Annotated in this window: 18 protein-coding genes; 9 read left to right on the forward strand and 9 right to left on the reverse strand. The window is 64.4% G+C overall.

Annotated elements, in window-relative coordinates; all coding sequences use genetic code 11:
* Positions 1 to 30: 30 nt before the first annotated feature.
* Both aspS and ACR65T_RS12700 read right to left on the reverse strand, forming a co-directional pair.
* On the reverse strand, positions 31 to 1,812 hold the full coding sequence (aspS, locus tag ACR65T_RS12695) for an aspartate--tRNA ligase (protein ID WP_434496822.1): 1,782 nt from the start codon (positions 1,810 to 1,812) through the stop codon (positions 31 to 33).
* Between the two features lie 610 nt (positions 1,813 to 2,422).
* Positions 2,423 to 2,611 (reverse strand): DUF1192 domain-containing protein, encoded by a 189-nt coding sequence (locus tag ACR65T_RS12700; protein WP_256033660.1) that lies wholly within the window; start codon positions 2,609 to 2,611, stop codon positions 2,423 to 2,425.
* Between the two features lie 222 nt (positions 2,612 to 2,833).
* On the opposite strand from ACR65T_RS12700, the gene ppdK reads away from it, so the two are divergent.
* The gene (ppdK, locus tag ACR65T_RS12705) at positions 2,834 to 5,512 is read left to right on the forward strand and encodes a pyruvate, phosphate dikinase (protein ID WP_434496823.1); all 2,679 of its coding nucleotides are present in this window, start codon (positions 2,834 to 2,836) and stop codon (positions 5,510 to 5,512) included.
* 209 nt (positions 5,513 to 5,721) lie between these two features.
* On the opposite strand, the gene ACR65T_RS12710 is transcribed toward ppdK, so the two are convergent.
* The gene (locus tag ACR65T_RS12710; RefSeq protein WP_434496824.1) at positions 5,722 to 6,393 is read right to left on the reverse strand and encodes a Crp/Fnr family transcriptional regulator; all 672 of its coding nucleotides are present in this window, start codon (positions 6,391 to 6,393) and stop codon (positions 5,722 to 5,724) included.
* Positions 6,394 to 6,501: 108 nt separating this feature from the next.
* On the opposite strand from ACR65T_RS12710, the gene ACR65T_RS12715 reads away from it, so the two are divergent.
* A complete protein-coding gene (locus ACR65T_RS12715) occupies positions 6,502 to 6,918 on the forward strand; it encodes a secondary thiamine-phosphate synthase enzyme YjbQ (RefSeq protein ID WP_434496825.1) in 417 nt (138 codons plus the stop codon).
* A gap of 155 nt (positions 6,919 to 7,073) precedes the next feature.
* Positions 7,074 to 8,351 carry a cell wall hydrolase gene (locus tag ACR65T_RS12720; protein WP_434496826.1) on the forward strand — a complete coding sequence of 426 codons (1,278 nt, stop codon included), beginning with the start codon at positions 7,074 to 7,076 and terminating at the stop codon, positions 8,349 to 8,351.
* A gap of 112 nt (positions 8,352 to 8,463) precedes the next feature.
* Here ACR65T_RS12720 and ACR65T_RS12725 read toward each other — a convergent pair whose 3' ends face one another.
* Positions 8,464 to 9,129, reverse strand: coding sequence for an aminotransferase class IV (locus ACR65T_RS12725; RefSeq protein ID WP_434496827.1), 666 nt, complete (start codon positions 9,127 to 9,129; stop codon positions 8,464 to 8,466).
* Entirely contained in the window at positions 9,078 to 10,262 is a 1,185-nt protein-coding gene (locus ACR65T_RS12730; protein ID WP_434496828.1) for an aminodeoxychorismate synthase component I, read from the reverse strand. The genes ACR65T_RS12725 and ACR65T_RS12730 overlap by 52 nt, the downstream gene beginning before the upstream one ends.
* A 122-nt stretch (positions 10,263 to 10,384) precedes the next feature.
* Here ACR65T_RS12730 and ACR65T_RS12735 point away from each other — a divergent pair, with 122 nt between their 5' ends.
* On the forward strand, positions 10,385 to 11,227 hold the full coding sequence (locus ACR65T_RS12735; RefSeq protein ID WP_434496829.1) for a TIGR00282 family metallophosphoesterase: 843 nt from the start codon (positions 10,385 to 10,387) through the stop codon (positions 11,225 to 11,227).
* A 25-nt stretch (positions 11,228 to 11,252) separates the two neighbouring features.
* On the opposite strand, the gene ACR65T_RS12740 is transcribed toward ACR65T_RS12735, so the two are convergent.
* Positions 11,253 to 12,302, reverse strand: coding sequence for a bile acid:sodium symporter family protein (locus tag ACR65T_RS12740; RefSeq protein ID WP_434496830.1), 1,050 nt, complete (start codon positions 12,300 to 12,302; stop codon positions 11,253 to 11,255).
* A gap of 183 nt (positions 12,303 to 12,485) precedes the next feature.
* Here ACR65T_RS12740 and ypfJ point away from each other — a divergent pair, with 183 nt between their 5' ends.
* A complete protein-coding gene (gene ypfJ, locus ACR65T_RS12745; RefSeq protein ID WP_434496831.1) occupies positions 12,486 to 13,379 on the forward strand; it encodes a KPN_02809 family neutral zinc metallopeptidase in 894 nt (297 codons plus the stop codon).
* A 17-nt stretch (positions 13,380 to 13,396) separates the two neighbouring features.
* Here ypfJ and ACR65T_RS12750 read toward each other — a convergent pair whose 3' ends face one another.
* On the reverse strand, positions 13,397 to 13,963 hold the full coding sequence (locus tag ACR65T_RS12750) for a transposase (protein ID WP_434496832.1): 567 nt from the start codon (positions 13,961 to 13,963) through the stop codon (positions 13,397 to 13,399).
* A 71-nt stretch (positions 13,964 to 14,034) separates the two neighbouring features.
* On the opposite strand from ACR65T_RS12750, the gene ACR65T_RS12755 reads away from it, so the two are divergent.
* The 3 genes from ACR65T_RS12755 (at position 14,035) to ACR65T_RS12765 (ending at position 18,070) form a co-directional block, all read left to right on the forward strand.
* On the forward strand, positions 14,035 to 15,573 hold the full coding sequence (locus ACR65T_RS12755; protein ID WP_434496833.1) for an NAD(P)H-hydrate dehydratase: 1,539 nt from the start codon (positions 14,035 to 14,037) through the stop codon (positions 15,571 to 15,573).
* Between the two features lie 240 nt (positions 15,574 to 15,813).
* Positions 15,814 to 16,461: a carbonic anhydrase gene (locus ACR65T_RS12760; protein WP_434496834.1), complete on the forward strand. Its 648-nt coding sequence runs from the start codon at positions 15,814 to 15,816 to the stop codon at positions 16,459 to 16,461.
* A 43-nt stretch (positions 16,462 to 16,504) separates the two neighbouring features.
* Positions 16,505 to 18,070, forward strand: coding sequence for a SulP family inorganic anion transporter (locus ACR65T_RS12765; RefSeq protein WP_434496835.1), 1,566 nt, complete (start codon positions 16,505 to 16,507; stop codon positions 18,068 to 18,070).
* A 71-nt stretch (positions 18,071 to 18,141) separates the two neighbouring features.
* Here the strand turns inward: ACR65T_RS12765 and ACR65T_RS12770 are convergent, their stop codons facing one another.
* Positions 18,142 to 18,909 carry a glycerophosphodiester phosphodiesterase family protein gene (locus ACR65T_RS12770; RefSeq protein WP_434496836.1) on the reverse strand — a complete coding sequence of 256 codons (768 nt, stop codon included), beginning with the start codon at positions 18,907 to 18,909 and terminating at the stop codon, positions 18,142 to 18,144.
* Positions 18,906 to 19,385: a RidA family protein gene (locus tag ACR65T_RS12775; RefSeq protein WP_434496837.1), complete on the reverse strand. Its 480-nt coding sequence runs from the start codon at positions 19,383 to 19,385 to the stop codon at positions 18,906 to 18,908. Before ACR65T_RS12775 ends, ACR65T_RS12770 begins: the two co-directional genes overlap by 4 nt.
* Before the next feature lie 107 nt (positions 19,386 to 19,492).
* Between ACR65T_RS12775 and ACR65T_RS12780 the strand changes: the two genes are divergently transcribed.
* Positions 19,493 to 20,314, forward strand: coding sequence for a cell envelope integrity EipB family protein (locus ACR65T_RS12780; RefSeq protein WP_434496838.1), 822 nt, complete (start codon positions 19,493 to 19,495; stop codon positions 20,312 to 20,314).
* The last annotated feature ends 89 nt before the right edge of the window (positions 20,315 to 20,403 follow it).

A 20,403-nucleotide genomic window follows, 5' to 3' on the forward strand; every position in this document is an offset into this window, starting at 1 on the left:
CTCCGCAACGCGCGCCTTGGCGACTGTCGCTTACGCCTTGGTCTCCGGCAAATTCAGCCTGATGTGCAGTTCGCGCAGATGCTTCATCGTCGCTTCCGACGGCGCGCCCATCAGCAAATCCTCGGCGCGCTGATTCATCGGGAACAGCGTCACTTCGCGCAGGTTTTCCTCTTCGGCGAGCAGCATGACGATGCGATCGACCCCCGGCGCGATGCCGCCATGCGGCGGCGCGCCATATTGGAAGGCGCGATACATGCCGCCGAATTTCTCGATCAGCACATCTTCGCCATAGCCGGCGATCTCGAACGCTTTCTTCATGACGTCGGGACGATGGTTCCGGATCGCGCCGGACGATAATTCCACGCCGTTGCAGACGATATCATATTGGTAGGCGAGGATGGTGAGCGGGTCCTGACTTTCCAGCGCCTCCATGCCCCCTTGCGGCATCGAGAAGGGATTGTGCGAGAAGTCGACCTTCTTCTCGTCCTCGTTCCACTCGTACATCGGGAAATCGACGATCCAGCAGAATTCGAAGACGTCTTTCTTCGATATGCCGAGTTCGTCGCCGATGCGTAGCCGCGCCATGCCGGCGAGCCTTGCGGCGGCGGTCTCTTCTCCGGCGGAGAAGAACACCGCGTCGCCCGCCTTGACGCCCGCCTTGGCGGCGATCGCGGCCTGCGCCTCCGCGGGAATGAATTTCGCGATCGGGCCCTTGCCGGCGAGCGCGCCGCCTTCTTCCTCAAAGATCACATAGCCGAGGCCCGGCGCGCCTTCGCTGCGCGCCCAGTCGTTCAATTTGTCGAAGAAGCTGCGCGGCTGCGCGGCGGCGCCCGGCGCGGGGATGGCGCGCACGGTCTTGCCTTTGAACGCCTTGAAGCTCACGTCCTCGCGGGCGAATTCCTCCGACACGTCGGCGATGAGCAGCGGGTTGCGCAGATCCGGCTTGTCGGTGCCATATTTGAGCATCGACTCGCGGAAGGAAATGCGCGGAAATTTCTGCGTGACCGCCTTGCCGTTGGCGAATTCCTCGAACAAGCCGCGCAGCACCGGCTCGATCGCGCCGAACACGTCTTCCTGCGTCACAAAGCTCATCTCGACGTCGAGCTGGTAGAACTCGCCCGGCGAGCGGTCGGCGCGCGCGTCCTCGTCGCGAAAGCAGGGCGCGATCTGGAAATAGCGATCGAAGCCGGCGACCATGATGAGCTGCTTGAACTGTTGCGGCGCCTGCGGCAGCGCGTAGAATTTTCCTGGATGCAGGCGCGAGGGCACGAGAAAGTCGCGCGCGCCCTCGGGCGAGGAGGCGGTCAGGATCGGCGTCTGGAACTCGAAGAAGCCCGCCTGCTTCATGCGCATGCGGATCGAATCGACGATACGGCCGCGCAGCATGATGTTCTCGTGCAGCTTCTCGCGACGCAGGTCGATGAAGCGATATTTGAGCCGCGTGTCCTCGGGATATGGCTGGTCGCCGAAGACCGGCAGCGGCAGTTCGGCGGCGGCGCCCAACACCTCGATTTCGTTGACGTAAACCTCGACCTGTCCTGTCGGCATGTCGGGATTTTCGGTGCCGGCGGGGCGCTTCCGCACCTCGCCGTCGAGCCGCACCACCCATTCGGAGCGCAGTTTCTCCGCCTGCGCGAAGGCGGGCGAATCGGGGTCGACGACGCATTGCGTCAGGCCGTAATGGTCGCGCAGGTCGATAAACAGCACGCCGCCGTGATCGCGGATGCGATGGCACCAGCCGGAAAGGCGGATTTTCTGGCCGACGAGCGCCTCATTAGGCGCGCCACAATTATGCGAACGGTAGCGATGCATTTTATCTCTCTGGAGGCAGTAAGGCGTCGGCGCGCGAAACGCTGCGTTTCGCGCGACAAGCACACGGGTGCGCGGAATTTGTCAAGCGCACGATGGAGAATGCTAGGGACGCTCTATCCGAGCCAAGTCAGCGCGATGCGCTCAATTTTCTTGACAGTAAAGCTCCGCTTCGGCACTTTGCATTGGCCTTTCTCAACTTTGGGCTTTCCGATGGATAGGTATTATTTGTGGTTAGTCAAAGCGGTTATAATTACTCTTGCTGTGTCAGCGTTGGCGGGATGCGCCGTAAAGTGGAGCAAGCCGTTCTGAGTTAAGCAAGATTCAATTACCCATCTATGAAGTGATATACATGAGACGTCTTCACATAGGATTCGTGCTCCTCCTGCTGGCAACCCTTTCAGCTTGTGGAGGAGGAAAGTGGGATATGGAGGCTTTCCCCCGCTATGATCGCGGCTTTAGACCCAGCCCCAGTCCTCCCGGCAGAATTTGAGAGAGATCGCTGCGGGTCTGTAAGCGACGGGGTAGGGCCTGCGTCAACGGTGACCGCGGATGCTCGAGCCTGGCGACCAGCGCGTCGGCGCAGGAGCGGGATACGTCCTACTGTCACCGCTCATTTCCTGAAGAACGCTTCCGCCGCCGCGCTCGCCGCCTGTTTCTCCGCGCGCTTGGCCTCGAGCCGGGCGATCTCTAGCCGCAGTCGCTCGATGCGTTCATCGAGTTCGGCGACGGACAGCAGATCGAGCGGCTGGCCGATCTCGAAAGCCGCGGGACGCGGCGCGTCATCCTGTTCGCTTTTCATCACCGTGCGACCTCGGCTGGATTTCTTCGCTCGCTGGCCAAAATAGCGCCTGAGGAGTCATGCGCCAACTTGTGGACGCGCGTCATTTGAGCGTAACTTCCGGCGCGCTTGATGATCCGCGCAGGCGGGGCGTCGTCGGCCGCCGAGGCGCGGCCGGAAGCGCCCAAGACCGCCAGGGCGCGGCGCGTCCCGCGCCCGCCTCTCTCGCCGGACGAAATAGGTATGACCAAGTGGGTGTATAGTTTCAGCGCCGGTCGGTCCGAGGGATCGGCGTCGATGAAAGAGCTTTTGGGCGGCAAAGGGGCCAATCTCGCTGAAATGGCGGCGCTCGGACTGCCAGTGCCGCCCGGCTTCACCATCACCACCGAGGTCTGCGCCTATTTTTACGCCAACGGCAAGACCTTTCCCGCCGATCTCGCCGGGCAGGTCGACGCGGCGCTTGCCGATATCGGCCGCGTCGCCGGGCACGCCTTCGAAGACCCGCAGCAGCCGCTGCTCGTCTCGGTGCGTTCGGGCGCCCGCGCCTCAATGCCCGGGATGATGGACACGGTGCTCAATCTCGGTCTCAACGACGCGACAGTCGAAACGGTCGCGCGCAACTCCGGCGACGAACGCTTCGCCTGGGACTGCTACCGACGCTTCATCGAAATGTATTCTAGCGTCGTGCTCGGCGTCGAACATCACCAGTTCGAGGAAGCGCTGGAGAGAATCAAGGAGAGCAAGGGCTTCGCGCTCGATACGCAGCTGACGGCCGACGATTGGCGCAAGGTCGCCGCGCAATACAAGGCGATCGTCGAACAGGCCGCCGGCAAGAGCTTCCCACAGGATCCGCGCGAGCAATTGTGGGGCGCGATCAAGGCGGTGTTTTCGTCCTGGATGAATAATCGCGCCATCGTCTATCGCGGCCTGCACAACATTCCCGAAAGCTGGGGCACCGCGGTCAGTATTCAGGCGATGGTGTTTGGCAATATGGGCGCGCAGTCGGCGACCGGCGTCGCCTTCACGCGCAACCCTTCGACTGGCGTGCGCGAACTCTACGGCGAATATCTCATCAATGCGCAGGGCGAAGACGTCGTCGCCGGCATTCGCACGCCGCAGCCGATCGCCCAGTCCGCGAGCCACGCCTCCGGCTTCGAGAAAATCTCGCTCGAAGCGGCGATGCCGGCGATCTTCGCCGAATTCAAGGGCTACGCCGACAAGCTCGAACGCCATTTCCGCGACATGCAGGACATGGAGTTCACGGTCGAGCGCGGGAAATTATGGATGCTGCAGACGCGCGTCGGCAAACGCACCGCGCGCGCGGCGCTGAAACTCGCGGTCGACATGGCGCGCGAAGGCCTCATCGGCAAGGATGAGGCGATCACGCGCGTCGAGCCGCAGTCGCTCGAACAATTGCTGCATCCGACGATCGATCCCGCGGCGAAGCGCAATATTCTCGCCACGGGTCTCCCCGCCTCGCCCGGCGCGGCTGTCGGCGAAATCGTCTTCGACCCGGAAGAAGCCGCGAAGCTCGCCTCGAACGGCCGCAAGATCATCCTCGTGCGCATCGAGACGAGTCCCGAAGACATCGGCGGCATGCATGGGGCGGAAGGCATTCTCACCGCGCGCGGCGGCATGACCTCGCACGCCGCCGTCGTGGCGCGCGGCATGGGCAAGCCCTGCGTCACCGGCGCCGGCGCGCTGCGCATCGACTACGAGGACCAGAGCTTTACCGTCGCCGGCAAGCGTTTCGGCAAGGGCGACCGCATCACCATCGACGGCTCGGCCGGGCAGGTGATCGCCGGCGAAGTGAAGATGCAGCGGCCCGAGCTCACTGGCGAATTCGCCGTGCTGATGTCCTGGGCGGATCAGAAGCGGCGTCTGAAAATCCGCGCCAATGCCGAAACGCCGTCAGACGCGCGCGCCGCCCGCCGTTTCGGCGCCGAAGGCATTGGCCTCGCGCGCACCGAGCATATGTTTTTCGAAGGCGAGCGCATCGTCGCGGTGCGCGAGATGATTCTCGCCGACGACACTGAGGGCCGCCGCCTCGCGCTGGCGAAACTGCTGCCGATGCAGCGCGAGGACTTCAAACAGCTGTTCGAGATCATGTCGGGCCTGCCGGTGACGATCCGTCTGCTCGATCCGCCGCTGCATGAATTCCTGCCGCATTCGGATGCCGAGATCGCCGCCGTGGCGAAGGCGATGGGCGCCGATCCGGTGAAGCTGCGCCGCCGCGCCGCGCAGCTTTCCGAATTCAATCCGATGCTCGGCTTTCGCGGCGTGCGGCTCGCCGTCATCTTCCCCGAGATCGTCGACATGCAGGCGCGCGCGATCTTTGAGGCGGCGATCGAAGCCAGTCTTTCGACGGGCGAACCGGTCGACATCGAGATCATGGCGCCGCTCGTCTTCGCCCGCGCCGAACTCGATCTCGTCAAGGCGCGCGTCGCCGAAATGGCGAAGCTTGTCGAGGACGAGACCGGGATCAGGCCGAATTATCACGTCGGCACCATGATCGAACTGCCGCGCGCGGCGCTGCGCGCCGGCGACATCGCGCCATCGGCGGATTTCTTCTCCTTCGGCACCAACGACCTGACGCAAACGACGCTCGGCATTTCGCGCGACGATTCGGGCTCCTTCCTCAACGCCTATGTCGAAAAGGGGCTGCTGCCGGCCGACCCCTTCGTGACGATCGATCAGGAAGGCGTCGGCGAGCTGGTCGAGCTCGGCTGCAAACGCGCCCGCGCCGCGAACCCGACGATCACGCTCGGCGTCTGCGGCGAGCATGGCGGCGATCCGGTTTCCGTCGCCTTCTTCGACAAGATCGGCTTCGACTATGTGTCCTGTTCGCCGTTCCGCGTGCCGATCGCGCGGCTCGCCGCCGCCCAGGCGGCGCTCGGCGAGAAGGCCGTGAGCACGGCGTAATCGCCTAGAGAGCGGGCGACCCCCTGCTAAGGAGACAACGCAGGCCCCCTGCGAGTCGCCGTTACGCCGTCATGGCCGGGCTTGTCCCGGCCATCCACGTGTCGACATTGCATGCGCCTTGCAGCCATTGCGGAACGTCCCGGCGTGGATGCCCGCGACAAGCGCGGGCATGACGCAGGAGAGGCGCCGCGCGCGCTGCGCCGCGCCTCTCACGCGCTCTCCAGCTCTTCCTCGCGGTGGTTCATCTCGAAGCGGCGCACGATCAGCCGCACGAGATACAGGCCGAACTCGGGGTTTTGAAAATACAGCTGTTCGAACTGCTCATAGGTGATGACGAGCAGACTGACGTCATCGATGCAGCGCGCCGTCGCGGTGCGTTTGCCGTTGGTCGTAAATAGCGCCATCTCGCCGAAAATTGCGCCGGGCGCGAGAATCGCGCCGCGTTCGACGATTTCGACGCGTCCTTCGACGACGACGAAGGCCTCGTCGGCTGCGTCGCCCTTCATGAAGACCGCTTCGCCGCGGCGCAGCGTGCGCGGATGCATGAAGGGCTTCAGCCATTCGATGTTCAAATCGCTGCCGTTGGCTTCGCGCACGCTGGCGATGAGCTTGCGCATTTCGCGCATGCGGGTGAAGTTGAGCGGCAGGTTGATGGCATGTTTGGCGATCGTCGGCGGGCTGGCGATGATGAGCCCCAAGGTCACGCCCAGCACATTGCCAAGCATCGCCGTGATGCGCAGCGGGATCATCCGCTTCATGTAAGCGGCGCCGACGACCGTCGACGCTTCGGCCCAGGCGAGCGCCGTCAGCGCCGCCCCGCCGATCGTCTTTCCCGTATCCGACGCAGCCCAGCTCATCAGCGTATCGATCAATTCGGACATTTCAGCTTCCATCCTTACGCCGCGCTTAACCTTTGCGCGCAATCAAGACAAGCGTTCAAAAAAGCCTGCGGGACTGGACTTTCCCATGCGCTTTCGCACATTCGCTCCATGCGACAAACGAGCCGAATCCTGCGGATCGACACATCCGGGCGCGGATTTTACGAATTTACCGAGGCCGTCCGCGACTTTGCCCGCGGCGCGCGGATGACGCAGGGGCTGGCGACGGCGTTCTGTCGCCACACCTCCGCGTCGCTGCTCATTCAGGAAAACGCCGATCCCACCGTGCTGCGCGATCTCGAAGCCGTCTTCGCAAGGCTCGCCCCCGAAGGCGTGGATTACGCCCATGATACGGAAGGCGCCGACGACATGCCGGCGCATATCCGCGCCGCGCTCACCCAGACGCAGCTCTCGATCCCCCTCATTGGCGGCGCGCTGGCGCTGGGAACTTGGCAGGGCGTCTTTCTTTTCGAGCACCGCCGGCGGCCGCACAGGCGCGAAGTCGCGCTGCATCTGATCGGCGAATGATCGCCGTTGCGTCATTCTGGCACGATGGCGGCGCCGCGGCGGCAACGGTTCCGCAAGGCTAATGAACGATAAGATTTTACGAAGGATCGCATCCGGGGCGGCGCGGCGCAAATCGCGGCGCCTTGCCAGACGCGCCGTCGCACATGGATCAGTCTATGCGTCGTCAGTCGAGAACGCGTATCGTGCGCAGAGGGGTTGCGCCCTGGGTCTTTAGCGTAACGGCGCCCTGGGCGCTCGGCGTCGGCGTGCTGGTCTCCTTCACCGCGGTCGCCGGGCAGGACCCCGTCGCCGATTGGCGCGTTTCTCCGCTCGCGGCGCGCGCGCCGGGGGCGCTGACGCTCGGCTTCAGCGAGGCGGCGAGCGGCGATTACGGGTTCTATGGCCAAACGCGCGCCCAAATCCAGCAGGCGCGTCTCATCGTCGGCGGCCCGGAGGAGGGCGCAGCTCCCGACGAGCGCGAGCCGCATGTCGATCTCAAGCCCGATGTGAAGCATTTTCCCCAGGTCGATCGGCGGCATAAGGGCGATCCGGTGGTCGCCATGCGGCCCGGTTTCGAGACCCGCCGGCCGCAGCCGGCGAATTTAGGGCTGAGCGAGTCGCCGCCGCTGTCCTTCGGCCTTGAGGGCAAGTCGACGCGGCCGACGGCGACGCCGCTTGCGCCGCGCGGCAAAACCCCAGGCGACGAAGCGCTCGAAGAGGCGGATTCGGGCGCCGCGCCAGAGCCGGCGACGACGCAAAAGTCGATGGCGGCAGCCTCGCCGGCGCAGAGTTCGTCGATCTCGACGCCGACCGGGGCCGACGCGCCCCGCGACGTTGCGCGGGAGGCGCAGACCGAACGCGCCCTACATGGCGCATCCCCGCAGACGCCGCGCGCCGTCGCGCTGGGGTCGTCGACGCCGGCGCAGCCGGACGCCGTGCCCATCGAAGTGTCGTCCTTCCCCGGCGCGACGCTGGCGCTGTCGACGCCAGACAAGGCGTTGAGCGCGTCACGTCCGGATTATGCCGCCTCGATCGATCCGGAAAAGCTTGGCCGCGAGGCCCGCTGCCTGGCGGAAGCGGTTTATTTCGAGGCCCGCAGCGAGCCCGAGGCGGGGCAGGCCGCCGTCGCGCAGGTCGTGCTCAACCGTGTCCAGAGCGGCCTCTATCCGTCGAGCGTTTGCGGCGTCGTCTATCAGAACCGGCGCCACTATCGTGGCTGCCAGTTCTCCTTCGCCTGCGAGGGCAAATCGCTCCGCATCACCGAAGGCGACGCCTGGGAGCAGGCGGTGCGCGTCGCCAAGGAGGTCATGGTTGGTCGAACCTACATCTCCGACGTCGGCCGTTCGACGCATTATCACGCCAATTACGCCCATCCGCGCTGGGCCCGCGCGCTCAGAAAGATGGATGTCATCGGCAGGCATATTTTCTATCGGCTGAAGCCGGGACAGACGTAGACGACGTAGTCAGTCGTCATTGCGAGCGAAGCGAAGCAATCCAGAGCCGTGAAGCGGCCCCTGGATTGCTTCGTCGCTTCGCTCCTCGCAATGACGAGTTGTCGGCGGAACCTCACTCGACGAGCCGCGCGCGAACGAGGCCGCGCACCGAGTTGCCGAGAAAAAACTCGGACCCTGAAATATCTTCAAGGCGCTGGATCGACTCGCGGGCGCGTCCTTGCGCGATGAGCGCGGCGCGCAGCGTTCCCGGCAGCAGTCCGCAGGAGAGCGGCGGAGTCAGCAAAATCTCGTCCCGGGGGACAAAGAGGTTGCAGCGCGCCGCTTCGCACAGCTCGTCACGCTCGTTTTGAAAGAGAACTTCGTCGGCCCCGTAGCGCTCGGCCGCTTCAGCGAGCGGGTCCTCGTAAAGCGCGCGGCGCGTCGTCTTGTGCCGCAACAGCGGATCGGCGGAGGCAAAGCGCCGTTTCGTGACGGCGACGCGCCAGACGGTATCGCTCGGAATCGGCTCGATCGGCGTGACGCTGGTTTCGATCGTTCCGTCGCGCGCAAGGACCAGCCGCACGCGAAGACGCCCGCTCGACGCCCCCGCGACAGCGGCGTTCAGCGCGTCGCGGATACGCGCCTCGTCATGGGCGAAGCCGAGCGCGGCGCTCGAAGCGGCGAGCCGCGCGAGATGTTCAGGGAGCAGATGAAAGCCTTCGCCGCGCGTCCACCGCAGCGTTTCGATCAGGCCGAAGTCGTTCTCGCGCCGGTCAGGAAGCGCGCCTTGATCAGACATTCCTCATACTCTTCGCGCGCGCGGGAATCGGCGACGATGGCGGAGCCCACATTGCAGACGAGGTCGCCGCCCGGAAAGATCGTCAGCGTGCGGATCGCGACATTAAAGCGAATGTCGCCGTCTGGCGCGATGACGCCGAGCGCCCCGCAATAGACGCCGCGCGCCGCGCATTCGAGGTCGCGGATGATCTCCATCGCGCGGATCTTGGGCGCGCCGGTCACCGAGCCGCAAGGGAAGAGCCCGGTGAACAGATCCTTCAGCGTCACGTCGTCGCGCAGCCGCGCCTCGATGCCCGACGTCATCTGATGCAGCGTCGGATAGGTTTGGATGGTGAAAAGATCCGTCACTTTCACCGTGCCGACGACGGCGAGGCGCGACAGATCGTTTCGAAGAAGATCGACGATCATCAGATTTTCGGCGCGCGATTTTTCGTCTTCGACGAGATATTGGGCGCGCGCCATGTCTTCGGTCGGCATCACGCCGCGCTGCGCGGTGCCTTTCATCGGGCGGGCGCGAATGTCGCGGTCCTGCGCCTCGAAGAAGACTTCCGGCGAGAGCGACACGACGGTTTCGGCTTCCAGCGCGACGACGCCGCCATAAGCGACCGGCTGGCGCTTGCGCAGACCGCGATACAGCGCAAGCGCATCGCCGTCATAGCGTCCGTACAGCGGGAAGGTGAGATTGATCTGATAAACGTCGCCGGCGAAAATATAGTCTCGGCATGTGTTGAATCGCTGCGTGTACTCCTCCTGAGTCCAGGCAGGGGAAAGCGCAATGTTCGGCGCCGCGCTCTCGGCCGGCGGCAGCGACCAGGGCCGCGGCGCCCGAAACGCGCCGAAGAGGAGCAGCGGCGTAAGCGCGTCGGGCGTCGCTTGCGCGGCGAATTTGGGCTCCAGCGCATAGCCGAGCTCGTAGCCGGCGTAGCCGGCGAGATAGAGGCCGCGCCTTGTCGCCGCCTCCATGCGTTCGAACGCCGCCGCGACGTCTTTCGCCGCGCGCGCGACGATGATCTCCTCCGGCTCCTCGAACAGCAGCGCCTGTCCGTCGCTGCGGCCGTCTTCGAAAACGACGTAAGGCCGCGCCGGCGCGTCTTTTTGCGTCAGGACGGCGGGGCGTTCGGCGGCGTCTTGCATTTTTGGCGGGGCTCGCAATGGAATCTGATGTTACATCAGCCGGCTCCAGTTATGAAACGCCGCATCGTCGCGCAAGCTTAGATCCGCTTTGCTCTCGCGGCGCGCGCGGGCTATGAGGCCCTATGTCGACATCCGCGCCGCTCCGCTTTCTCTTCATCGGCGACGTTCTGGGCCGTTCGGGCCGCGCGGCCGTATCGCGCTTCGTCCCCCGGCTGCGCGAAAAATGGGCGCTCGACTTCGTCGTCGCCAATGGCGAGAACGCCGCCGGAGGCTTTGGCATCACCGAAGCCATTTGTGAGGAAATGCTCGGCCTTGGCGTCGATTGCGTCACGCTCGGCAATCACGCCTTCGATCAGCGCGAGGCGCTGGTTTTCATCGAGCGCCAGCCGCGGCTGCTGCGCCCGGTCAATTATCCGCCGGGGACGCCGGGACGCGGCGCCGGCCTCTATACGGCGGCGCGCGGGCAGCAGGTGCTCGTCGTCAATCCGATCGGCCGGGTGTTCATGGACGCGCTCGACGATCCTTTCGCCGCCATTGAGCGCGAGCTGGGCGCCTGCCCGCTTGGCGTCGGATGCGACGCCATTTTTATCGACATGCACGCCGAGGCGTCGAGCGAGAAAATGGCGATGGCGCATTTCGTCGACGGCCGCGCGTCCGTGGTGGTCGGCTCGCATACGCATACGCCGACCGCCGACGCGCAGATTCTGCCGGGAGGCACCGGCTATCAGACCGACGCGGGCATGACCGGCGATTACGACTCCGTCGTCGGCATGGACAAGGAGGAGCCGCTTCGCCGCTTCCTGCGCAAGACGCCCGGCGCGCGCTATGAGCCGGCGAATGGCGAGGCGACCTTCTGCGGCGTGGCGGCCGAAATCGGCGCTGACGGGCTGGCGACCATGATCTCGCCGGTGCGGCTCGGCGGCCGGCTGCGGGAAGAGTGGCCCAAGCAATGGGACGCGTCATGAGCATGCGCGCGGGTTTCGCTCAGCGCTATCGCGACACCGCGCGATCGACGAGAGACGCAGCAAAATGCTGGACAAGGTTATAGAGGATGACCGGCAGCATCACTTGCGGATGCTCGGCAAGGGCCGTGGAGGCAAGCACCAGCGCCGTGCCGTTGTTATTCATGCCGAGACCGAACATCATCGAAGCTGTGTCCGCCCGAGTGGCGTCCAAGGCCCGGGCGAGACCGTAGCCAGCCGCGAACATAACGAGGCATAAGCCGCCGACGATCGCCAGAATCGCCGCCAAAAAATCCAAGTCCGGGTGGGCGACGACGTTCGGCAAGGACAACGCGGCGTTCGAATAATTGAGCAGCGCCAGGACGATCATATTGATGATCTTCAGGTAAGGACTTGCCGCGCCGACGCCCTCTTGCCCCATGACCCTATTGATCGCGAGTCCTAAAACCGTCGGCAGGATTACCCATGCGCCGAGAAAAGCGAATGCGCCGCCGGAGGCGAGTTCGTGGAGGTCTTCGGAATAGTCCCCGATCGTCACATAGCCGACTCCATGCAGAACAAGCGGCGTCAGTATCGGACTGAGCAGCGTCGTGAGCAGCACGAGTGAGAGGCTGAGCGCGAGATTGCCATTCGCATTTTGCGACCAAGCCGTCGAAGCGCCCGCAATTGGCATGGATGCGATAAGCGCGAGCCCAACCAGGATCTGTTGAACCTCTTGGGGATTGTGCCAAAACAAGAGCGTGCCGCTTATCGCGGCGATAAATGCGAGCGGCACGAGAATATTGGCCGCCAACCCGGACGCCAAGAGGGTCGGCCGGCCCAGCAGGTTTTTGATGTCGGCGGTCCTGGCGGAGAGCCCTGCGTTGAAAAGCAGGAGCGCCAACATGATCGTTGGCGGCGAAACATGCAGCTTCACCGCGAAGAGATCGAGCGGAGTGAATTCTACGCTGCGAATCTTCAGGCCGGCCGTTGGCCAAAGCGCGGCTGCAAAGTAGGAAGCTCCTACAATGTAAATAAAATAGTGATGAATAAAGCCCGCTATTGTTAGAGCGTTACTTTTATTTTCAAGAGGCTTCATCGTGAGGCTGCCGCTAGCTGAACGAGCTGATATTGAGATCTTTGCATGTGTTTTGCGCACCGAACGTTGCGGTCGGCGTCTGCGCGCCGCCGTCGCCTGCATAAACTCTACCAAGAACCTATAAGCTCGCTTAAATAGCCATCGAGCAGCGCCCCCGGGGCGCGAGCCCCGGAGCGCGCGAATATGAAATGGGAAGATCTCCAGTCGTCGGATAATATCGAGGATCGTCGCGGCTCCGGACCGATGACGGGGGGCGGGCCCCGCATGGGCGCAGGCGGCATCGGCCTTGGCACGATGGTGATCCTCGGACTGATCGGCTGGGCGCTCGGCGTCAATCCTGCGATTCTCATCGGCGGCGCGCAGATGATCAACAATATGCGCCAGGAGCGCGAGACGGCTTTGCCCCGCCAGGAGGCGCCGCGGCAAAGCGCGCCTACGGATCAAATGGGGCGTTTCGTCGCAAAGGTGGTGGGCTCCAACGAACAGGTCTGGTCGCAAGTGCTTCCCGAACAAAAGGGCGTGCGCTTCCAGCCGCCGCGGCTCGTTCTCTTTAGCGGCTACACCCAGTCGCGCTGCGGCGCGGCGCAGTCGGCGATGGGGCCGTTCTATTGTCCGCTCGACCAGCGCATCTATCTCGACACGTCCTTCTTTCGCGACATGCAGCGGCGCTTCGGCGGCGGCGGCGATTTCGCCTATGCCTATGTGATCTCGCACGAGATGGGCCATCACATCCAGAACCTCATGGGCATTCTGCCGAAGATCCAGCGGGCGCAGCAAATGGCGGGCAGCCGTTCGGAAGCCAACGCGCTTTCGGTGCGCGCGGAGCTGATGGCGGATTGCCTCGCCGGCGTCTGGGCCAACAACGCCAACAAGCAAAAGCCCATTCTCGAGGAAGGCGACATTGAGCAGGCCGTCGCTTCGGCGCAGGCGATCGGCGACGACCGGCAGCAAAGGGCCACGCGCGGCTATGTGGTGCCGGATAGCTTTACGCATGGCTCGGCGGCGCAGCGCACGCAGTGGCTGCTGAAAGGCTTGCGCACGGGCAGCATTGACGCCTGCAATACATTTGCGCGCTAATCGGCCGGACGCTGCGGCTACAGGACGCGGCGCGCGCGGGTCGTCAGATCGGCGCCTCGCATCTTTCGCACAAGTCGCGCCAGATCCGCGCCCTCGGCCGCCGCCGCGAGCGCGCTCTTTGGCGCAATGAGCCCGACCGGACGCGCCAGACCCGGCGCAAGACGGGTGATCAGCGAATCGGGAGCCAGCCGAAGCGTTCGGGCGCGGCTGGCGTCGCCATAGGCGAAAAAATCCTGCGCTTCCTCGGCAAAGCCGCGCTCCACGGCGAAACCGGCCAGCAGAAGGAGAAGATGGTCGCGCCGCGCCGCTTTCAGCGCCTGCGCCATGCCGTCGGCGGCGTGCGGCGCTTCGATCAGCGCGCAGCCGGCTTCGTCGGCGATCCCGTCCAGGCCTCGTCCCGGCGCGGCGAGGATCAGAGCGTCGGCGATCAGTCCCAGGACGCATGATTCGACGAGCGAACCGAGGCTGCGCGCCACGGCCTCCGGGCGCAACGGCGCGCCGGGAGAGTCGAAGGCGATCAGCGCGGCGGTCAGCATGTCGCTGACATACCGGAAACCGAGGCGCGGCGGAATGCGGCGCCTCATTAACGGGCGCGGCGTCCATCTTGTGAGCGGCGCCCATTGCGCGGGCGGCGGCCTTCGGTCACCATCGCGCCATGCCCTCCGCTCTCCCGCTCGAAATCCTCACGACGGATCAAATGGCTCGCGCCGATCGCCTGACGATCGAGAGCGGCGTGCCGGCGATGTCGCTGATGGAGAGCGCCGCCGTGGCGATCGCGCGGGCGACCAGCCAAATTCTTCAACGCACCAGCGGGCGGCGGGTCTTGGTGCTCTGCGGTCCGGGCAACAATGGCGGCGACGGCTTTGTCGCGGCGCGGTTGCTGCGCGCGCAGCGCTATAAAGTCCGCGTTGCTTCCCTGACCCCGCTCGACCAATTGCGCGGCGACGCGGCGCAAGCGGCGGCCGCCTGGCCCTGTCCAGTCTCGTCCGCGCTCGAGTGCAGCTTCGACGGCATCGATCTCGTTATCGACGCTCTGTTCGGAACGGGCCTCGCCCGCGATCTCGATTCGAACGCCAGCGCGCTTGTCCGCCGCCTGAACCGCTGGCGGCGCGAAAGCGGCCAGAACGTCGTCGCCGTCGATATTCCCAGCGGCGTCGACGGGACGACCGGCGCGGTGCGCGGCGCGGCGGTGGAAGCCGACGCGACCGTCACCTTCTTTCGCGTGAAGACCGGCCATCTGCTGTTGCCCGGCCGTCTGCATTGCGGCGCGCTCACCTGCACGCATATCGGGATTCGACCCTCCGCGCTCGATTCGCTCGCCGTCGAGACTTTCGTCAACACCCCGCAGCTCTGGCGCGCCGCGCTGCCCCTGCCGAAAGTCGAGGGCCACAAATATTCGCGCGGCCATGCGCTGGTCGTTTCGGGCGGCGCCTCCTTTACAGGCGCCGCACGGCTTTCGGCGGCGGCGGCCTTGCGCGCCGGCGCGGGTCTCGTGACGCTCGCCAGCCCAACTGAAGCGCTTGCGGTCAACGCCAGCGCGCTCACGTCGGTCATGGTTCGGCCGGCCAATGGCGCGAAGGGCCTCGCCAAGGTTCTCTCCGACGAGCGCAAAAATGCCGTCGCCATCGGTCCGGGGCTAGGCGTCAGCGAAGAAAGCTGCGCACAGGTCGAAACGGCGCTTGCGCCGCAGGCCTATCGCCGCGCCGCGGTCCTCGACGCGGACGCGCTCTCGAGCTTCGCCGGCGATCCAGAGCGGCTGTGGCGCGCGACGCGCGCTGCGCCCGGTCCGGTGGTGATGACGCCGCACGCCGGCGAGTTCGCGCGGCTCTTCGCCGCTTGCGAGAACGACTGCGGCTGCCGCTCGAAACTCGACAAGGCGCGCGAGGCGGCGCGCGCCAGCGGCGCGGTTGTGCTCTTCAAGGGGGCGGACACGGTCGTCGCCGCGCCCGATGGACGCGCCTCAATCCTTCCTTATGCGACGCCCTGGCTTGCCACCGCGGGCTCGGGCGACGTTTTGACCGGCGTCATCGCCGGCTTGCTGGCGCAGCGCATGGACGGCTTCCTCGCGGCGTCCTGCGCCGCCTGGATGCATGCGCGCGCCGCCGAGATTTTTGGTCCGGGGCTGATCGCCGACGACATTATCGCCGCCCTGCCGCAGGTGTGGCGGGAGCTCTGCGCGGCTCAACAAAAATAGGCAGCCGAAGCGAGCGGTTGCCTCTTGGCCGTTTCGCGAGCGTGGCCCTATGCGAGGACGAGCCCGCGGACTTGTCGCGACCTCGAGAGCTTCGTAGACTCGTCCCTGCTTGAGCGAGGGCGCGCGCCGCCGACGATGATCGCCTTGGTTCGCGCTCCTGTTCCAAGCGGCTTCGTTGCTATCGCATCGCTGTCGCAACAGACCGCTCTTGAGGCGACGGCTGAAAGAAAAACGGGCCTTATGAAATCCTTCGAAAAACTGTTGCTTGAGAACAAAGCCTGGGCCGAGGAAGTCTGTGAGCGCGATCCCGGCTATTTCGAGCGTCTCGCGGCCGATCAGAAGCCCGAATTCTTGTGGATTGGCTGCTCCGACAGCCGCGTGCCGGCCGACATCATCGTCAACGCGCTGCCGGGCGCGATTTTCGCGCATCGCAATATCGCCAATCAGGTGATCTGCACGGACTTCAACTGTCTCAGCGTCATCCAATACGCTGTGCAGGTGCTCAAAGTTCCGCACGTCATCGTCTGCGGTCACTATAATTGCGGCGGCGTTCGCGCCGCCCTTGACCGACAGCGCCCCGATCTGGAGCTGCTCAATAAATGGCTGATGCACATTAAAGACACCTATCGGATGCATAGAGATGAGATCGACGCGCTCAACTCTCAGACGGAACGCGCCAATCGACTCGTCGAAATCAACGTCATCGAGCAGGTGATGCGTCTGTCGCAATTTTCGATTGTGCAGACCGCCTGGAGAGAAGACCAGCGGCCGATGCTGCACGGCTGGGTGTTCGGGCTCGATGACGGAATACTGCATCAGCTCATTACATTGCCGCCGGGCAGCGACGTCGACGTCATCTATCAGCAACACGGCGGCGAGGATTTCTAACCGGCTGCATGGGGCGTAAAGCCGCTAACGAGGAGAATTAGGCGTGTTTAGGCGGCATCTCGACTACTATTCCCGCTACCTCGATCACGACATTCCGGCGGGCGTCGTGGTGTTTCTCGTCGCAGTGCCGCTGTGCCTTGGCATCGCGGTGGCTTCCGGCGCGCCGCCCTTTTCGGGAGTTATCTCGGGGATTATCGGCGGGCTCGTCGTCTCTGTTCTTAGCGGTTCGCAGTTGAGCGTTGCGGGTCCTGCCGCGGGCCTGACCGTCATTGTCGCGACCGCGGTCGAAAAACTCGGCTTCGACGCCATGCTGCTTGCGGTGGCGTTGTCGGGCCTCCTGCAATTGGGGATGGGTTTTCTGCGGGCGGGCGTCATCGGCGCGTTTTTTCCGTCGGCCGTCATCAAGGGCATGCTCGCGGCGATCGGGTTGATCCTGATCATGAAACAGTTGCCGCACGCGGTTGGCTACGACGCCGACGCGGAAGCTGACTTGTCGTTCCTCGAGGACGATAGCCACACGCATCTCTCCTTTATCTTTGACGCCTTTCGCTCCTTTTCGACAGGAGCGGTGATCGTCAGCGTCGCCTCCCTCGCGATCATGCTCCTTTGGGAAACGCCCTACATCAAGAAGCATCGCTACCTTTCGCTCGCGCCAGGCGCGCTGGTCGCGGTGTTGTTTGGCGCCGCCTATAACATCGCGGCTCAGACGCTGTTTCCCGCTTTGGCGATCGCGCCGCAGCATCTCGTCAATCTTCCGGCCATTTTTGGTCCGATAGATTTCGCGCGGGAGTTCAGCTTTCCGGACTTTACGCGGCTGATCGACGTCCAGATCTATGTGACGGCCGCCACTTTGGCGCTGGTCGGCAGCCTTGAAACTCTGCTGAGTCTCGAAGCGGTCGATAAGCTCGACCCGCTCAAGCGCATCGCGCCGACCAATCAGGAGCTCAAAGCCCAGGGCATGGGCAATTTCCTGAGCGGCATGTTGGGCGGATTGCCAATCACTGCAGTGATCGTGCGCAGCTCCGCCAGCATCGACGCTGGCGCGCACACCAAGGTGGCGTCCTTTGTCCACGGCGTGCTGCTGTTGCTCAGCGCGATGTTCCTGGCGAGCCTGCTCAACATGATTCCGCTCGCATGCCTTGCTGCGGTGCTGCTGCTGACGGGTTACAAGCTCGCGAGGCCGAAGCTCTTCGTTCAGCAATATGAGAAGGGCTTCAACCAGTTCGCGCCCTTCGCCGTGACGGTCGGCGCCATTCTTTTGACGGATCTTCTCAAGGGAATGGCGATCGGCATGGCCGTGGGCCTCTTCTTCGTGTTGCGCGCGAATTACCGCTCTGCGTTCACGCTCACGCGCGACGGCCGGAACTACCTGCTGCGCCTGCAAAAGGATGTGTCCTTCCTCAATAAGGCGCAGCTGCGCAACTTCCTTGAGAATGTCGAGGGGAACAGTTATCTCGTGATCGATGGCACGCGCGCCGGCTTTATCGATCAGGACATCATGGAGACGATTCAGGATTTCATCAAAGCTGCGAGCGATTACAATATCCGCGTGGAGCTCAAGGAAATGCGGGGCCTGGAGCCGGTCAATGGATTGGTTCCCGCAGAATAGCGCCGCGGCGAGTCACATTGACGTCAGCGCTCGGCGGCGGAGAAGGTCAGATAACTGCGCTCGGCTGACTTTTACGGCGCGAAACCTTCAAAGACGATCTGATCCGTCCATTCCCGCGCCCGCGCCGCCATTTCCGGCGAGCGCACCGTCCAGGTCGTTATGGGAATTTTGAGCGCGTCGCGCAGCAGCAGCGGAATCGCGTGCGGAAGATCGCGCACGCGCCAAGACAGGAAATCCGGCAGCGTGCGCCGGTAGTGCAGAAAGTGCGTGAGCTCCGCGCACTGGGCGCTCGATAGCTGCGGCCAATCATCCGCGTCGTAATGCGCCTCGCCGACGATGCCGAGCGGCCGATGCGCGATCCCGAGCGCAGCAGCGCGCGCGCGAAGAAAGGCGATCTGATCGGGATCGAAACTTTCGACGGCGACTGGCCCCTCGTAACGCGCCAACGACTGCGCCAAGCGCTGCGCGATGGTGGTGTCGCCATCGAAGGCGCTCTTGATCTCCACAATGATGGGCGTTCGTCCGCCGATCGCGGCGAGAAACTCGGAAAACCTCGGAATGGCGTCACTGGCGCCGCGCAGCTTCAGACGACTGAGCTCATCCGCGCTGTGCTTCGCGACAGCGCCGGCGCTTTCGGTCAGGCGCTCCAGCGTCTCGTCGTGAAAGACGACGAGTTCGCCGTCGGCGCTGAGCTGCACGTCGCATTCGACGCCAAAGCCCGCGGCGATCGCCGCGCGGGCGGCCGAAATCGAATTTTCGATCACGCCCTTGCGGGCGTCATGCAGTCCGCGATGCGCGATCGGCCGCGCCGTCAGCCATGAAAAATCACGGGAGTTCACGGAAGAATCTCGAAGATTCCTTCCACTTCGACCGCGGCGTCGAGCGGCAATTGCGCGACGCCAACGGCGAAGCGCGCATGTTTGCCATTCTCGCCCAGCACGGCGGCGACGAGATCGGAAGCGCCGTTGACGACTTGCGGCAGCGAAGCGAAGTCGGGCGCGCTATTGACATAGCCGCCGAGCCGCACGGCGCGCAGTTTCGCAAGATCGCCGACGGCGGCGTTGGCTTGGGCGAGGACGTTGAGCGCCGCCTGACGCGCGGCGGATTGCCCGGCCTCAAGCGAAACGCCGGCGCCGAGCTTGCCTTGATGCGCCGGATCGACGCCATTGGCGCCGAGCGGCAGCTGTCCCGATATGAACAGCAAGGCGCCCGTGCGCACAAAAGGAACATAGTTGGCGACCGGCGCGGCCGCGGCGGGCAGCGTCAGTCCCAGCTCTTTCAGCCGCGCGAGCGGGGTGTCGGACGATGCGGTCATGGCGCCTCTTCAAAGAGAAAGTCGTTGCTCCCAATGACGCGCGACCCTAGTTTCCTACTCCACGCGACGCAATGGCGTCCAGGCGCCGCCACACAGAAAGAGGACCAATGAATTCGTTACGCGTGCTGGCCGCCGCGATCTGCGCGGCGACGCCCGCCGGCCAGGCGTTCGCCGAGCGCGCATTGCCGCTCGCCAATCATCGCGCTGTTTATGATCTGAGCCTGTTGAAATCGAGCGGCGCGAAGGCGCCGGCGCAGGCGCGCGGCCGGATCGCCTTCGATTTTTCCGGTTCGGCCTGCGAGGGCTATGTGCAGAATTTTCGCCAGATCACCGAATTGCAGCCCTCGGAAGGGGCGGCCAAGCTCTCCGACATGCGCTCGGCGACATTCGAGGGCGGCGACGGCGCGGACTTTCGCTTCAAGGTGGAGACCAAAGTCGACAATTCGCGGACCGATGAGGTCGATGGGAAGGCCAAGAAATCCGCCGACGCGCGGCTTGCCATCGATCTCGCAAAGCCAAAGCGCACGCGACTGGAGCTGGCCGGTCCGATGCTCTTTCCGACGGAACATTTGCGCAAGATCGTGGAAACGGCCGCGGCCGGCGAACAGCTGCTTGAAGCGCGGGTCTTCGACGGCACGGGCGACGGCGAGAAGGCGTTCGATACCTTAACGGTCATTGGCAAGCCGACGACCGAGCCGCCCCAGGAAAAGGTCGCGCGCGCGAGTGCGCTCAACAACATCCGTCGCTGGCCGGTTGCGATTTCCTATTTCGACCTGGGCAAGAAGGACGGGCAGCCGATTTATGTGCTGTCCTTCGACCTTTATGAAAACGGCGTCTCGCGGGCGCTGAAGCTCGACTATGGCGACTTCGTCTTGCGCGGCGACATGACGGATCTCATTTTGCAGCCGACGCCGGCCTGCAAAAAATAGCGCGGTCTGCTGTTGGTTTTAAGGAACGCCGCCAATCGGCGTGGCGGTCTAGCCCGCTTGTCCTAATTGAGGCGGTGGTCTTTGCGCGA

This window comes from Methylocystis sp., from assembly GCF_051061285.1.
Lineage (GTDB): Bacteria > Pseudomonadota > Alphaproteobacteria > Rhizobiales > Beijerinckiaceae > Methylocystis.